Here is a 13,659-nt window from a genome sequence, read left to right on the forward strand (position 1 = left end):
GCTGTTGGGCGTTTACAGCCCGCGCTTTTCCATCAGCAGCGCCAGATCGACCAACCGATTGGAGAAGCCCCACTCGTTGTCATACCAGGCAAGCACCTTCACCAGATTGCCGCCGATCACCAGCGTGGACAAGCCGTCGATGATCGACGAACGCGCATCGCCCCGGTAGTCGCTCGACACCAGCGGCTCATCGCTGTAGCCCAGGATCCCTTTCAGCGGGCCGGACGCCGCCGCCGCGCGGAACGCCGCGTTGATCTCCTCCGCCGTCGCCGGGCGTTTCAGCGTCACCGTCAGATCGACAATGGAAACCACCGGCACCGGCACCCGCAGTGAATAACCGGTCAGGCGGCCGTCCAGTTCGGGGATCACCTTGCCGAGCGCCTTGGCCGCACCGCTGGAGTAAGGCACGATAGACTCCGCCGCCGCCCGCGCGCCACGCAGATCTTTTTCCGGCTGATCGTGCAGCGCCTGGCTGTTGGTATAGGCGTGAGTGGTGTTCATCAGCCCGTATTCGATGCCGAACGCCTGATGCAGCACCTGTGCGGCGGGCGCCAGCCCGTTGGTGGTGCAGCTGCCGTTGCTGACCACCTTATGCAGCGCCGGATCGTAGAGGTGATCGTTAACCCCCATCACCAGCGTGATGTCATCGTTCTTGGCCGGCGCCGAGATAATCACCCGCTTGGCGCCGCCATGCGTGATGTGCACTTCCGCCTTGGCCTTGTCGGTAAAGAAGCCCGTCGCTTCGATCACCACGTCCACGCCCACGCTGCTCCAGGGGATCTCGGCGGGATCGCGCTGCGAAAACACCTGAATCGGCCGGCCGTCCAGCAGCAGCTGGTTGTCGCCGGCTTCGACCCTGGCCGCCAGCGTGCCAGAAAGCGTGTCGTATTTCAGCAGGTGCGCCAGCGTCTTGCTGTCGGTCAGATCGTTGATCGCCACCACTTCAAAATCGCTGCGCCCCAGCGCCGCGCGCAGCACGTTGCGTCCGATCCTGCCGAATCCATTAATGCCTACTCTCACCATGATGCACTCCTCGTTTTGGGCTTTGCCTCAACTCTAGCCCTGCCCCAAAGCGGCGTAAATGACGTTTACCGATCAATTTACGCCAAATTGCGCGCATGAAAGCGTTCGCGGTATTCACTCGGGGTCAGCTGCAGTTTTCGCTCAAACACCCGCCGCAGGTTAAGGCCGTTGCCAAAGCCGGTGGCCAGGGCGATCTGTTCGATGCCTTGCGCACTCTGCTCCAGGCGCTGTCTGGCGGTATGCAACCGCCCTTCTTCGACGAATTTGGCGGGAGAAATGCCCGTCTCGCGGGTGAACACGCGGGTAAAGTTGCGCGGGCTCATCGCCACGCGTTCGGCCAACCGTTCAACGCTGAGATCGTCGGCAAGATTCTCCAGGATCCAGGACTGCAGGTCGCGGATCGGGCCCGGCGATTTGGCCTGGTTGAGCGGGTAGCGGCTGAACTGCGCCTGCCCGCCGGGGCGGCGCAGAAACATCACCAGATCCTGCGCCACTTCACGCGCCTGCACGAAGCCGTAGTCGTCCTCCACCAGCGCCAGCGTCAGGTCGAAGCCGGAGCTGACGCCGCCGGAGGTCCAAATCGGCCCGTCCTGCACGTAGATCGGGCCGTTTTCGACCTGCACCTGCGGGAAACGCGCCTGCAGCGTTTCCGCCAGTCGCCAGTGGGTGGTCGCCCGCCGTCCGTCCAGCAACCCGGCTTCGGCCAGCAACAGTGCGCCGCCGCAAACGGAGGCGATACGGCGCGTCTGCGGCGCCGCGCGGCGCAGCCAATCCGCCACCAGGGCGCCCTCTTCTTCGCTCGCCCCTTTGCCGGCGACGATCACGGTATCGCGCGGCAGGAACGGATCGAGATCCGCCAGGCGATGGTCGGCCAGCAGGCTCAGGCCTGACAGGCCGTGCACCACTCGGTGAGATTGCGTAGTGGCGACCGCGATCTGATACAGCGGCGTCTCGGCAGCACTCAGGCGATTAGCCTGCATCAGGATATCGGCGATGCCCGCCGCTTCGAACAGCATGCCCCCTTCAGGGACGATAATCAGGAATGTGTGCATGGCGATAATAGAGAGAACGGTCAAAACAGGTCAGGAAGCCACTGTATAAGAAAAGCGCCACCGGTTCACCCTGCGGGCATAAAAAAGCCCGCCGATAACCCCGACGGGCCTGGAAGGAATAGTCATTTAAATCTGTGGCAGAGTCACCCCGCCGGCGCGCGCCAATTGCGCCAGCAGCGCCGTTTGAAACGCCTCGTCGTGTACCGCCGCGTGAGGCTCGAACCGCTGCTGATGATGCCAATAGCCGCCGGACGCCAGGGCCTGAGGTTCATCGCTGCTCACCAGCCATGCCTGCGTCACATGCCCCAGCGCCAGATCGTCGGGCGCGTCCGCGCCGCCCATTTTGGTCGGCACCCAGCCGGGATCGACCGCGCTGCTGATGACGTCGGGCCACAGGCGCGCCACGGCGGCGGCCAGCGTGGTGACGAACAGCTTGCTGTCCGAATAAGAACCTGCGGCGCCGCCAAGCCAGTCTACGCCGTTCAGCTCCGCCACGCCGTCAAAGTGCATACTGCTGCTCAGGTAGACGATACGCTTGGGACGTTCGATCAGGGCCGTCAGCAGGTAAGGCGCTATGACGTTCACCGGCATCACCTGCGGCCCGGTAAACATACCGGCATTGTGGATCACCGCGTCCGGACGGCCGAGGCGATTGACCTGCTCGGCAAGCTGCCGAGTCTGCTGCACATCGGACAAATCGCCGATCGCCGCCTGTGCACCGCGATCCAGCAGATCGCGCACCGCGTCCAGACGGCCGGGTGCGCGCGCATGCAGAATCACCTGATGCCCTTCGTCCAACAGCGTTTGCGCGGCGGCGCGGCCCAGCCCGTCCACCGAACCGGTAATGAAAATGCGTGACATGCCATCCTCCGTTTAGCGCCAGCCGAGCGCCGGCGCGACATGGGTTAAAATCGATTCGATGACGTGCGCGTTGTATTCCACGCCCAGCTGATTAGGCACGGTCAGCAGCAACGTATCCGCTTCGGCGATGGCCTCGTCCTGCGCCAGCTGTTCGATCAGCGCGTCAGGTTCTGCGGCGTAACTGCGGCCAAAGATCGCCCGGGTTTGCGCATCGATATATCCCAGTTGGTCGCCTTCCTTACCACTGCCGCCGAAGTAGTTGCGATCCCGCTGATCCACCAGCGCGAAGATGCTGCGGCTGACGGAAACCCGCGGCTCGCGCGCATGGCCCGCCTCTTGCCAGGCCGCGCGATAGGCGCGGATCTGCTTGGCCTGCTGGATATGGAAGGGTTCGCCGGTTTCGTCGTTCTTGAGCGTCGAGCTTTGCAGGTTCATGCCCAGCTTCGCCGCCCAGACGGCGGTGGCGTTCGAACCGGCGCCCCACCAGATGCGGTCGCGCAGCCCGGCGGAAAACGGCTCCGGCCGCAGCAGCCCGGGCGGATTCGGGAACATCGGCTGCGGATTGGGTTCGGCGAACCCTTCGCCGCGCAGCGCTTCCAGGAACACTTCGGTATGGCGGCGGGCCATGTCCGCGTCGGTTTCGCCGTCGGCCGGGGCATAGCCGAAATAGCGCCAGCCGTCGATGACCTGCTCCGGCGAGCCGCGGCTGATGCCAAGCTGCAGCCGCCCGCCGGCGATCAGATCCGCCGCGCCGGCGTCTTCCACCATGTACAGCGGATTTTCATAGCGCATGTCGATCACGCCGGTGCCGATCTCGATGCGTTGGGTTTTGGCGCCGATGGCGGCCAGCAGCGGGAACGGCGATCCCAACTGACGCGCGAAATGGTGCACGCGAAAATAGGCGCCGTCCGCACCCAGATCTTCGGCGGCGACCGCCAGATCGATGGACTGCAGCAGCGCATCCGCCGCTGAACGGGTGCCGGACTGGGCGGAAGGCGTCCAGTGGCCAAACGAGAGAAAACCAATCTTTTTCATCGGGCATCGTCCTCAAAGGCAAAACATGGGCCTACATTGACAAAAATCGCGCGCTTTGCGCCAGCAAAATCGCCCCCGATCGCACTAAACGAACCGAGTGCCGCCGCGCTGCCCGGCGATTGTAATCAAAAAACAAATGTCGTATAACAGGCAGCTCCGAGGGGTGTCCTGTTACGGGCTGAGATGGCGCAAGCCGAACCCTTTGAACCTGATCTGGGTCATGCCAGCGAAGGGACGGTTAGGCAACCGCGCGATCACCCGTTGCCTGTTCATACCTCAGCGTGCCCGGATCTCCACTGACTCAAGGAGGTCCCATGTCCATCACCACCCTGTTCGAAAGCGGTCTTTACGGCCGGCTGCGCCAACAGGCCGGCAGCCACTGGCAAAATTACGTCGAACACCCGTTTCTGCAGCAGTTGGCCGCCGGCACCTTGCCTGAACGCGCTTTTCGCCGTTACCTGACCCAAGACTACCTGTTCCTGCTGCACTTCGCCCGTGCCTACGCGCTGCTGGTCAGCAAGCTGCGCACCTTGCCGGAAATGCGCGCCGCCACCGCCTCGCTCAACGGCATCGTCGCCGAGCTGCCGCTGCACGTGGCCTACTGCGCCGAATGGGGGCTGAGCGAAGCGCAGATCGCCGCCCAGCCGGAGGCGGCGGAAACCATGAACTACACCCGCTACGTGCTGGACATCGGCCATGCCGGCGACGCCCTCGATCTGCTGGCCGGCCTGCTGCCCTGCGTGGCCGGTTATGCCGAAATCGGCCTGCGGCTGCTGCACGATCCCGCCACGCAAATGGAGGGCAATCCTTACGCCTCCTGGATCCGCAACTACGGCGACGAGGGCTATCTGGCCGGCGTGCGCGCCGCCATCGAACTGCTGGAAACCGTCGGCCACCAGCGCGGCGCACAAAGCCGCTTTACCGAGCTGGCGCAGATTTTCACCACCGCCACCCAGCTGGAAGCGGCATTTTGGCAAATGGGGCTGAACGCCTCATGACCTCCCCGCGCCTCCCGCCCGGCATCCAGGTGCGGGATCTCACTCTGCGCTTCGATCAACAGACGATCTTTGAGCGGCTGAGCTTCGACATCGCCGGCGGCAGCTTCGTCTCCCTGCTCGGCGCCAGCGGCGCCGGCAAAACCAGCCTGCTGAAGATCATCGCCGGGCTGGCGCAGGCCAGCTCGGGTACGGTGAGCGACAGCGACGGCCTGCCGATCGCCGGGCGCATCGCCTACATGGGGCAAAAAGACCTGCTCTATCCGTGGCTGAGCGTCGAAGACAATGTCGCCCTCGGCTCGCGGCTGCGCGGCGAAGCGCCGGATCGGGCATGGACCGCGCACCTGCTCGAACGCGTAGGCCTGGCCGCGCATAGCCGCAGCCTGCCCGCCGCGCTGTCCGGCGGCATGCGCCAGCGCGCCGCCATCGCCCGCACGCTCTACGAACGCCAGCCAATCGTGCTGATGGACGAGCCCTTTTCCGCGCTGGACGCCATTACCCGCGCCGAGATCCAGAGCCTGGCCGCCGAGCTGCTGGCGCAAAACACCGTGCTGCTGATCACCCACGATCCGATGGAGGCTTGCCGCCTGAGCCACCGGCTGCTGGTGCTGTCGCCCTGGCCGCTGGGCCTCGACGATACCCACCGCATCAGCGGGCAACCGCCGCGCGCGCCGGATGACGCCGACCTGCTGAAAAGCCAGGCCGAGCTGCTGCTGCAAATGGTGAGGGCAGCGCAATGAATATCGCCAAAGAGCGCGGCTTCACCCGCCTGCGGCGTGGGTTGACGGTCTTCATCGGCCTGCTGATGCTGTGGTGGCTGGCGGCGCAAAGCGGCATTCCGGCCTTTCTGCTGCCCACGCCGGGCGCGGTGGCGCAGGCGCTGTGGGACGGACGCGGCTATCTCGCCTGGCACACGCTGGTCACGGCTTCGGAGATCGTCAGCGGGCTGGCGCTCGGCGTGTTGCTCGGCGCGGCGCTGGCGCTGTGCATGATCTTCTCGCCGCGCCTGCAGCGCTGGCTGATGCCGCTGGTGCTCACCAGCCAGGCGATACCGGTGTTTGCCCTGGCCCCATTGCTGGTGCTGTGGTTCGGCTTCGGCATGAGCGCCAAAGTGGCGATGGCGGTGCTGGTGATCTTCTTCCCGGTGGTGTCGGCCTTTTTCGACGGGCTGCGCCGGGTCAACAACGACTATCTCGATCTGGCGCGCACGATGCGCGCTTCGCGTTGGGCGCAGCTGCGGCACGTGCGGCTGATGGCGGCGCTGCCGGCCTTCGGCTCCGGCCTGCGCATGGCCGCCGCCGTCGCGCCGATCGGCGCCATTATCGGCGAATGGGTCGGCTCGGCCGAAGGGCTGGGCTACGTGATGCTGAACGCCAACGCGCGCATGCAGACCGACGTCTGCTTCGCCGCGCTGTTTATTTTGGTGCTGATGACCGTGCTGCTGTGGGCCGCGGTGGATGCACTGCTGCGGCGCCTGATCGCCTGGGCGCCGGAAAACGACTGATGATTGCAACCATAACCAGGGATAAAGGAACGACCATGATCAAACAAACCGTTTGCGGGCTGCTGCTCGGCGCCGCCCTCGTCGGCCAGGCCGGCGCGGCCGACAAGCTGACGCTGGTGCTCGACTGGTACATCAACCCCGATCACGCGCCGATTATGGTGGCCGAGCAGATCGGCGCCTTCAAGGCCGCAGGGCTGGACGTCAAGATCGTGCCGCCGTCCGATCCGGCGCTGCCGCCGCGGCTGGTGGCCGCCAAACAGGCCGACCTCGCCATCACCTATCAGCCGCAGCTGCATTTCTTCGCCGATCAGGGCCTGCCGCTGATGCGCGTCGGCACGCTGATCAACACGCCGCTGAATACGGTGATCGCGCTGGACAAAAACATCACGTCGCCGGCGGATCTCAAGGGCAAAACGGTGGGCTACTCGGTCAGCGGCATCGAACAGGCGACGCTGGCCACCATGGTCGAGCACGAGCACCTCAAGCCGCAGGACATCAAGCTCATCAACGTCAACTTCCAGCTGACCAGCGCCCTGCTGGCGGGCCAGGTCGATGCGGTGATCGGCGGCTACCGCAATATCGAAGCGCTGGAGCTGAAGCTGCAGGGCAAAAAGCCGGTGGTGTTCAACGTCGAAGACTACGGCGTGCCGGCCTACGACGAGCTGATCATCGTCGCCAACCGCGATGCGGTGAACGAGCCGAAAATCCGCAAATTCCTCGCCGCGCTGAAGCAAGGCAGCGACTACCTGCATGCGCACCCGCAGGACACCTGGCTGGCGTTCGCCAAGGCGCACCCGGAGCTGAATACCGAGCTGAACAAACAGGCGTGGCAAGCCAGCCTGCCGCTGTTCGCGCGCGATCCGGCCAAGTTGGATCGGGCCCGCTATGAGGCTTACGAGCAATTCCTGTTCGACAACAAGCTGATCAAGAAAATCACCCCGGTAGACCAGTATGCGGTGGAGCTCGACTGATCACGCCGAGGCGGCCGGCGGCGCCACCGTCACCTCGCCCTGGCCGCTGCGCTGCAAGGCCGCCTTCACCAGCCCGTTGGCCTTGCAGCGTTCGATAAACGCGTTCACGTAGGCGGCGCCCTGCGTTTTTTGCCTCGGCACCGCCATCGCCTGGCGAATGGCGGTGAAATGCCCATCCAGCACTCGGTAGCCGGGATGGGCGGCCGCGGCGGCCAGCAGCGGTTGACGCACGCCGGCCGCCGCCTCCAGCCCGCGTTCGAAAAACAGCGCGATCGCCTCGGCGGAAGTAGCCGCTCGCACCAGCTGCGCCTGCTGCAGCGTGCGCGACAAAAACAGATCGTACGCGGCGCCCTGGCCGACCGCAATGCGCACCTCCGGCCTGTCGAGCTGCGCCACCTCAAAGTAAGGCGCGTCGTTCGCCACCAGGTAAGTCCCCTCAATGATCACGTAGGGTTCGCTGAAGGCAATTTGCGCCGCGCGCACCGGTTCGATGGCCATAAACGCCAGGCTCCAGGCGCCGCTGTCCAGGTCGGCGAACACCTTGCCGGCCGCGTCATAGGTCACCAGCTCCAGCGCCACGTCCAGTTCGCGAGCCAGCGCGGCGGCCAGCTCCACCGAAGCGCCTTGCGGTTTACCGCCGGGCCCGGCCTGCGCCAGCACCGGATTGCCGAGATTGATCGCCGCGCGCAACACGCCTTGCGGGGCCAGATCGTCGAGTACCGCTGCGGAAATCGTCTGCATACTTCCTCCTGAATGGCTGATGGACGCGCCGTCGTGGCGCTCATTAAGCGTAGAGCGAAACCTCCGACCAGCAAGATTTCGCCGCCGCGGCCGCCGCCGACGTGATTAACGTCACACTATTGTCATAAAAATGTACAATAGCCGCCGACCGTCGGCCGGAGCGGGACATCGCGCGTTGTTCCGCCGCCGACAATAGGCTATACCCTTCACTTTTCGCGCCGCGGCACGGTCGGCGGCGCAGACCAGGGCAGCAACGTTTTTTTCCAATCAGACAAGGTTTGGCGGATGGTTCTCGCAGTCGTTTCGTTTGTTCTTTTTTTGGCGTCGATTTTGATTTATCGCACCCGGGCCGCCGCCAACCGCTGGTGGTTCGCCATTCTGCTGACGCTGCTCGGCAGCTATCTGGTGCTGAACGTCATTCTGATCGCCAGCAACTACTTCACCGGCGACGGCATCACCGATGCGGTGATCTACACCGTCACCAGCAGCCTCAAAGGCGCGGGCATCAGCAAATACGTGCTGCCGTTCATCGGCCTGCTGGCGGCGCTGGGGCTTATCTTCGCGGTGCTGGCCCGCAGCCTGCTGCGCCGCAAGGCCAAAGGCAGCAGCGTGGCCTACAGCCTCGTCGCCGTGCTGCTGGCGCTGTTCTCGGTCGGCACCACCCCGGCGTTTCAGGACATCTCGCTGCTGGTCAAGAGCCAGATCGTCGGCGATACCGCCGATTTCACCACCTACTACAAGGCGCCGAAAAAGACCGTGCAGGGCAAGCGGCCGAATCTGGTGTACATCTATGCCGAGAGCCTGGAGCGCACCTACTTCGATACCGAGCTGTTTCCCGGCCTGGCCGACGAGCTGAACGCCCTGCGCGCAGACAGCATCGATTTCAGCAACACCCAGCAGCTGCCGGGCACCGGTTACACCATCGCCGGCATGGTCGCCTCACAGTGCGGCATTCCGCTGTTCGCGCCCTTCGACGGCAACGCCTCCAGCGCGGTCTCCACCTTCTACCCGGAGAACGTCTGCCTGGGCGACGTGCTGAAGGCCGCCGGCTACAGCAACTCTTTCTATCAGGGCGCCGAGCTGGCGTTCGCCGGTAAAGACACCTTCCTGAAATCCCACGGCTTCGACCACGTTTACGGTTTCAAAGAGCTGCGCGAACAGGTCGCCGATCCGAGCTACAAAAACGACTGGGGTTGGTACGACGACAGCGTGCTGGACGTGGTGTACAGCAAGTTCGTCGAGCTGTCCAAACAGCGCCAGCCGTTCTCGCTGTTTACCCTGACCGTCGATACCCATCACCCGGACGGTTTTATCTCCGCCGGCTGCAGCAAGAAAAGCTACGCCTGGCAGAACAAGGAAAACCGCTCGCTGAGCGCGGTGGCCTGCAGCCAGCAACACATCGCCGCGCTGATCGACAAAATCAAACGCTCGCCCTATTTCAGCAACACCGTGATCGTGGTGTCCTCCGATCATCTGGCGATGAACAACACCGCCTACGACATCCTGACCAAACAGAAGCGCCGCAACCTGTTCTTTATCATCGACGGCACCCGGCCGCAGGCGGAGCAGCGCAACGAGAAACGCAGCACGCTGGATAACGGCGCCACGGTGCTGGACGTGATGGGCGGTGACAACTATATCGGCCTCGGCCGCAGCAGCCTGTCGGCGCCGTCGCTGTCTACGGTGTTCCTGAATATCGAAGAGAAAATCAACGGCTGGAAACCGGCGGTGATCAATCAGTGGGGCCTGCCGAACCGCATCAGCGACTACAGCGTGGACACGCGCCAGCGCAGCTTCAGCTTCTCCGGCGTCACCTACAAGGTGCCGTTCATTCTGCGGGTGGGCGACAACCGCATCGAACCGATGTTCAACGTCTACCTCTCCACCCCGCTGCGCAAGCAGCTGGCCGGGCTGGGGGCGGGGGAGAAATTCGTCTGGGTCGATAAATGCTACGAGATCGGCCGGGTCTGGGCGCCGCAGCTGGCGCTGAGCACCGACATCTGCGTGGCCTCCGGCACCCTGGCCTCGCCGCCGCAGATCGTGCAGGCCAGCGGCGAGCGCTTCCGCGGCAAGGTGAACTTTACCGGCCCGGCGGCGGACAGCGTCGCCGATTACCAAAACGCCGTCGCCCGCCTGCAGGTGGACGACGCGGCGATGAAGTACCGGGCGGACGCCATCGAGTTCATGCTGCCCGGCATGCCGGAACAGGTGAAAGCCATTACCGGCGTCTCCGCCGTCGAGGAGTGGGGCCGCTGGTCCGACGCCAACCTGGCGCCGGCGGTCGACATCGATTATGTCGATCCGCTGCCGAAAACCTTCGATCTGGTGCTGCGCGCCCGCGCCTACGGCAACAACGTCGGCGAACCGATTTCGGTGCGCGTCGGCGACGAAGAGCGCTTCGTGTCGCTCGGCGAGCAGGACAGCACCGTCACCCTGCGTTTCGACAACCCGCGCGGCGCGCAGAAGATCAGCATTACCCCGCCGGCACCGACCGAGCCGAAAGAGAGCGCCAGCGGCGGCTTCACGCCGAAGAAGCTGGGCATCGGCCTGGTATCGCTGAAGGTCGAAGCGGCCGCTCCCGCCTCCTGATCCCCCCGCCTTCACGGGCGCGGTAATTTCTTTGCCGCGCCCGTCATTTCGACCAAGCTTTTACGCCCTGCTTCGGCTAACCTGTGACGGTGAAACGCCGCCAATCCCGCCACAGAGCCGGGACATCGAAGGAGAAAGTATGAGCTATGCCCCACCTCGCAGCGGCCTCAGCGCCGATCAGGCACTCGATCAACTGGAAGCCTTGTATGACGCCGCGGTAGACGCGCTGCGGCAGGCGGTCAGTGACTTTATCAGCCACGGCACCCTGCCGGACCCGCAGGCGCGCGCCGCCGGGCTGTTCGTGTATCCCGAGCTGCGCGTCAGCTGGGACGGGCAGCAGTCCGGCCCGAACAAAACCCGCGCCTTCGGCCGCTTTACCCATCCCGGCAGCTACAGCACCACCGTGACCCGGCCGCAGCTGTTCCGCCACTATCTGGCCGAACAGCTGGCGATGCTGGAACACGACTACGCCGCCCATATTGAAGTGGCGCCGTCGCAGCAGGAGATCCCGTTCCCTTATGTGATCGACGGCTCCAGCCTGGCGCTCGATCGCTCAATGAGCGCCGGTATCGCGCAGCATTTCCCCACCACCGAGCTGGCGCAGATCGGTGACGAGACCGCCGACGGCCTGTATCACACCACCGACAACCATTTCCCGCTGTCGCATTTCGATGCGCTGCGCGCGGATTTCTCGCTGGCGCGTCTGCGGCACTACACCGGCACCCCGGTGGAGCATTTCCAGCCGTTCGTGCTGTTCACCAACTACACCCGCTATGTGGACGAGTTCGTGCGCTGGGCCTGCGCGCAGATCGCCGATCCGGCCAGCCCGTACATCGCGCTCTCCAGCGCCGGCGGCACCTACATCACGCCGGAAACCAGCGCGCCCGAACAGGCGGTGTCCGATCTGGCGTGGAAAAACCACCAGATGCCGGCCTATCACCTGATCTCGCGCACCGGCCAAGGGATCACGCTGATCAACATCGGCGTCGGCCCGTCCAACGCCAAAACCATCTGCGATCACCTGGCGGTGCTGCGCCCGAGCGCCTGGCTGATGATCGGCCACTGCGGCGGCCTGCGCGAAAGCCAGAAGATCGGCGATTACGTGCTGGCCCACGCCTATCTGCGCGACGATCACGTGCTGGATGCGGTGCTGCCGCCGGATATCCCGATCCCGAGCATCGCCGAGGTGCAGCGCGCCCTGTACGACGCCACCAAGATGGTCAGCGGCATGCCCGGTGAAGAGGTCAAACAGCGTTTGCGCACCGGCACGGTGGTCACCACCGACGATCGCAACTGGGAGCTGCGTTACTCCGCTTCGGCGCGGCGCTTCAACCTCAGCCGCGCGGTGGCGGTCGACATGGAGAGCGCCACCATCGCCGCTCAGGGTTACCGCTTCCGGGTGCCGTACGGCACGCTGCTGTGCGTCTCCGACAAACCGCTGCACGGTGAAATAAAACTCCCGGGCCAGGCCAACCGCTTCTATGAAGGGGCAATCTCCGAGCACCTGCAGATCGGCATCTGCGCCATCGATCTGTTGCGCGCCGAGGGCGATCGCCTGCACTCGCGCAAGCTGCGCACCTTCAACGAACCGCCGTTCCGATAACGGTGCTCAGGCCCGCTGCGGCGGGCCGTTTTTTCCTCAACGCACCAGCGCCAGCGCGCGCTTCTCCTGGCTGCGGCCGCCGGCGATCGACAGCAGCAGGTCTTTCACCAGCAGCGCCGGGGCGGACAGCGACTGTTGGCCCGACATGCACAGCGACAGCGGCACCGACATCGTCGGCGCATTGATGCGCGCCATCCAGGCCTTGGCCGGGCCGATCATCGCGCGCGCCACCGACTCCGGCAATACGGTCGCCCCCAGCCCGCCGGCGATCGCAGCGCTCAGCGCGCCCGAGGATTCAATCTCCCCCACCACGTTGACAGCCAGCTTGCGCAGCGCCATCGCCTCCTCCAGTTGGTTGCGCACCGCATCCCCCTCGCGCGGCAGGAACAGGTTCAGCCGCGCCACGTCCAGCAGCTCGACGCTGTTGCCGGGATGCGGCACCGCGCGCGTCGCCACCAGATAGAGATCCTCTCGCATCAGCGCGACGGTGTGCAGACCGGCGGGCATTTTGGCGCCGTAGACCATCGCCATGTCCAGCGTCTGGTTGGCCACCTGTCCGGCCAGCGCCGCGCCGCTGTTCTCATGCAGGCTGAGCAAAATGCCCGGCTGCTGATCGCGCAGGGTTTGCAGCAGCGGCAGCGCCAGCTGCGCTGCGGTGCTCCCCGACGCCAACCCGAGAGACACCTGGCCGCTCATCGCCTGCCCGGCGCTGTTGACCGCGCTCTGCGCCTGCTCGCACTGGCGCAAAATGGTTTGCGCGTGAGCATACAGAATGTTGCCGGCCTCGGTCGGCTGCACCCCGCGCTTGGTGCGGATCAGCAGCTGTTGCTTCAGCTCCCCCTCCAGCGTCGCCAACTGCTGGCTGAGCGCCGGCTGGGCGATATGCAACACCTCCGCCGCCTGGGTCAGGCTGCCGACATCGACGATTTTCACGAAGTACTTCAGACGTCTGAGATTCATAGTGCCTCCAGCGAGCCGCTAAATTGAGAATGCCGAAATCCGGTCATGCAACCGCAGCAAGATCCAGGCCAGAGTCGTCAAAAGGCCAAAAACGGCGACAAATGGCCGTTTATCGGGCGAGGCGCGCCACAACGCAGGGCACGCGTTGCACCACCGGCAGGCAACGGCACCGCCTCAGCGGGCAATCCGGCGGCGCTGCGCGTGAGGTAAGCGATAAAAGCGAGAAAAAGCAGCAGGTTGGGCAATCTTGCAGCAAACGCGCGCGCCGGGCGTTTTCGCGCTTTACAAGCCGCAACCGCCCCGCTATTATTCGCCCCGTTCACAC

General features: G+C 64.7%; 12 protein-coding genes and 1 riboswitch. Of the genes, 6 read left to right on the forward strand and 6 right to left on the reverse strand.

The window, feature by feature from the left end:
- Positions 1-12 precede the first annotated feature (12 nt).
- From gap to H7A77_RS21385, 4 genes are all read right to left on the reverse strand, one after another.
- On the reverse strand, positions 13-1,023 hold the full coding sequence (gap, locus tag H7A77_RS21370; protein WP_033643676.1) for a type I glyceraldehyde-3-phosphate dehydrogenase: 1,011 nt from the start codon (positions 1,021-1,023) through the stop codon (positions 13-15).
- 77 nt (positions 1,024-1,100) lie between these two features.
- Positions 1,101-2,075: a GlxA family transcriptional regulator gene (locus H7A77_RS21375; RefSeq protein ID WP_033651909.1), complete on the reverse strand. Its 975-nt coding sequence runs from the start codon at positions 2,073-2,075 to the stop codon at positions 1,101-1,103.
- 126 nt (positions 2,076-2,201) lie between these two features.
- Positions 2,202-2,936, reverse strand: coding sequence for an SDR family NAD(P)-dependent oxidoreductase (locus H7A77_RS21380; protein ID WP_033651818.1), 735 nt, complete (start codon positions 2,934-2,936; stop codon positions 2,202-2,204).
- A 12-nt stretch (positions 2,937-2,948) separates the two neighbouring features.
- Positions 2,949-3,971, reverse strand: a complete 1,023-nt coding sequence (locus H7A77_RS21385) for an LLM class flavin-dependent oxidoreductase (protein WP_047025387.1) — start codon at positions 3,969-3,971, stop codon at positions 2,949-2,951.
- A 149-nt stretch (positions 3,972-4,120) separates the two neighbouring features.
- Positions 4,121-4,223: riboswitch (TPP riboswitch) on the forward strand.
- A 62-nt stretch (positions 4,224-4,285) separates the two neighbouring features.
- On the opposite strand from H7A77_RS21385, the gene H7A77_RS21390 reads away from it, so the two are divergent.
- The 4 genes from H7A77_RS21390 to H7A77_RS21405 are packed head-to-tail and all read left to right on the forward strand — an operon-like array spanning position 4,286 to position 7,441.
- Positions 4,286-4,969 carry a TenA family protein gene (locus H7A77_RS21390; protein ID WP_033643679.1) on the forward strand — a complete coding sequence of 228 codons (684 nt, stop codon included), beginning with the start codon at positions 4,286-4,288 and terminating at the stop codon, positions 4,967-4,969.
- Entirely contained in the window at positions 4,966-5,706 is a 741-nt protein-coding gene (locus H7A77_RS21395) for an ABC transporter ATP-binding protein (protein ID WP_182074615.1), read from the forward strand. The genes H7A77_RS21390 and H7A77_RS21395 overlap by 4 nt, the downstream gene beginning before the upstream one ends.
- Complete coding sequence (locus tag H7A77_RS21400) at positions 5,703-6,470, forward strand: ABC transporter permease (RefSeq protein WP_182074616.1); 768 nt, start codon at positions 5,703-5,705, stop codon at positions 6,468-6,470. The genes H7A77_RS21395 and H7A77_RS21400 overlap by 4 nt, the downstream gene beginning before the upstream one ends.
- A gap of 35 nt (positions 6,471-6,505) precedes the next feature.
- Positions 6,506-7,441 (forward strand): ABC transporter substrate-binding protein, encoded by a 936-nt coding sequence (locus tag H7A77_RS21405; RefSeq protein WP_182074617.1) that lies wholly within the window; start codon positions 6,506-6,508, stop codon positions 7,439-7,441.
- On the opposite strand, the gene H7A77_RS21410 is transcribed toward H7A77_RS21405, so the two are convergent.
- Positions 7,442-8,182 (reverse strand): transporter substrate-binding domain-containing protein, encoded by a 741-nt coding sequence (locus H7A77_RS21410; protein WP_164106654.1) that lies wholly within the window; start codon positions 8,180-8,182, stop codon positions 7,442-7,444.
- Between the two features lie 285 nt (positions 8,183-8,467).
- Between H7A77_RS21410 and opgB the strand changes: the two genes are divergently transcribed.
- Both opgB and H7A77_RS21420 read left to right on the forward strand, forming a co-directional pair.
- Positions 8,468-10,771 (forward strand): phosphatidylglycerol--membrane-oligosaccharide glycerophosphotransferase, encoded by a 2,304-nt coding sequence (opgB, locus tag H7A77_RS21415; RefSeq protein ID WP_033651825.1) that lies wholly within the window; start codon positions 8,468-8,470, stop codon positions 10,769-10,771.
- Between the two features lie 139 nt (positions 10,772-10,910).
- Positions 10,911-12,374 carry an AMP nucleosidase gene (locus H7A77_RS21420; protein ID WP_033643685.1) on the forward strand — a complete coding sequence of 488 codons (1,464 nt, stop codon included), beginning with the start codon at positions 10,911-10,913 and terminating at the stop codon, positions 12,372-12,374.
- Positions 12,375-12,410: 36 nt separating this feature from the next.
- Here the strand turns inward: H7A77_RS21420 and nac are convergent, their stop codons facing one another.
- Positions 12,411-13,334, reverse strand: coding sequence for a nitrogen assimilation transcriptional regulator NAC (gene nac, locus H7A77_RS21425; protein ID WP_033643686.1), 924 nt, complete (start codon positions 13,332-13,334; stop codon positions 12,411-12,413).
- Positions 13,335-13,659 lie beyond the last annotated feature (325 nt).

This window comes from Serratia sp. ME47 (assembly GCF_903970925.1).
Classification (GTDB): Bacteria; Pseudomonadota; Gammaproteobacteria; order Enterobacterales; family Enterobacteriaceae; genus Serratia; species Serratia ureilytica.

Coding starts and splice junctions, on each gene's coding strand:
- gap (WP_033643676.1), bottom strand. CDS start 1,023: ATGGTGAGAGTAGGCATTAATGGATTCGGCAGGATCGGACGCAACGTG.
- H7A77_RS21395 (WP_182074615.1), top strand. CDS start 4,966: ATGACCTCCCCGCGCCTCCCGCCCGGCATCCAGGTGCGGGATCTCACT.
- H7A77_RS21400 (WP_182074616.1), top strand. CDS start 5,703: ATGAATATCGCCAAAGAGCGCGGCTTCACCCGCCTGCGGCGTGGGTTG.
- H7A77_RS21380 (WP_033651818.1), bottom strand. CDS start 2,936: ATGTCACGCATTTTCATTACCGGTTCGGTGGACGGGCTGGGCCGCGCC.
- H7A77_RS21405 (WP_182074617.1), top strand. CDS start 6,506: ATGATCAAACAAACCGTTTGCGGGCTGCTGCTCGGCGCCGCCCTCGTC.
- opgB (WP_033651825.1), top strand. CDS start 8,468: ATGGTTCTCGCAGTCGTTTCGTTTGTTCTTTTTTTGGCGTCGATTTTG.
- H7A77_RS21390 (WP_033643679.1), top strand. CDS start 4,286: ATGTCCATCACCACCCTGTTCGAAAGCGGTCTTTACGGCCGGCTGCGC.
- nac (WP_033643686.1), bottom strand. CDS start 13,334: ATGAATCTCAGACGTCTGAAGTACTTCGTGAAAATCGTCGATGTCGGC.
- H7A77_RS21410 (WP_164106654.1), bottom strand. CDS start 8,182: ATGCAGACGATTTCCGCAGCGGTACTCGACGATCTGGCCCCGCAAGGC.
- H7A77_RS21375 (WP_033651909.1), bottom strand. CDS start 2,075: ATGCACACATTCCTGATTATCGTCCCTGAAGGGGGCATGCTGTTCGAA.
- H7A77_RS21385 (WP_047025387.1), bottom strand. CDS start 3,971: ATGAAAAAGATTGGTTTTCTCTCGTTTGGCCACTGGACGCCTTCCGCC.
- H7A77_RS21420 (WP_033643685.1), top strand. CDS start 10,911: ATGAGCTATGCCCCACCTCGCAGCGGCCTCAGCGCCGATCAGGCACTC.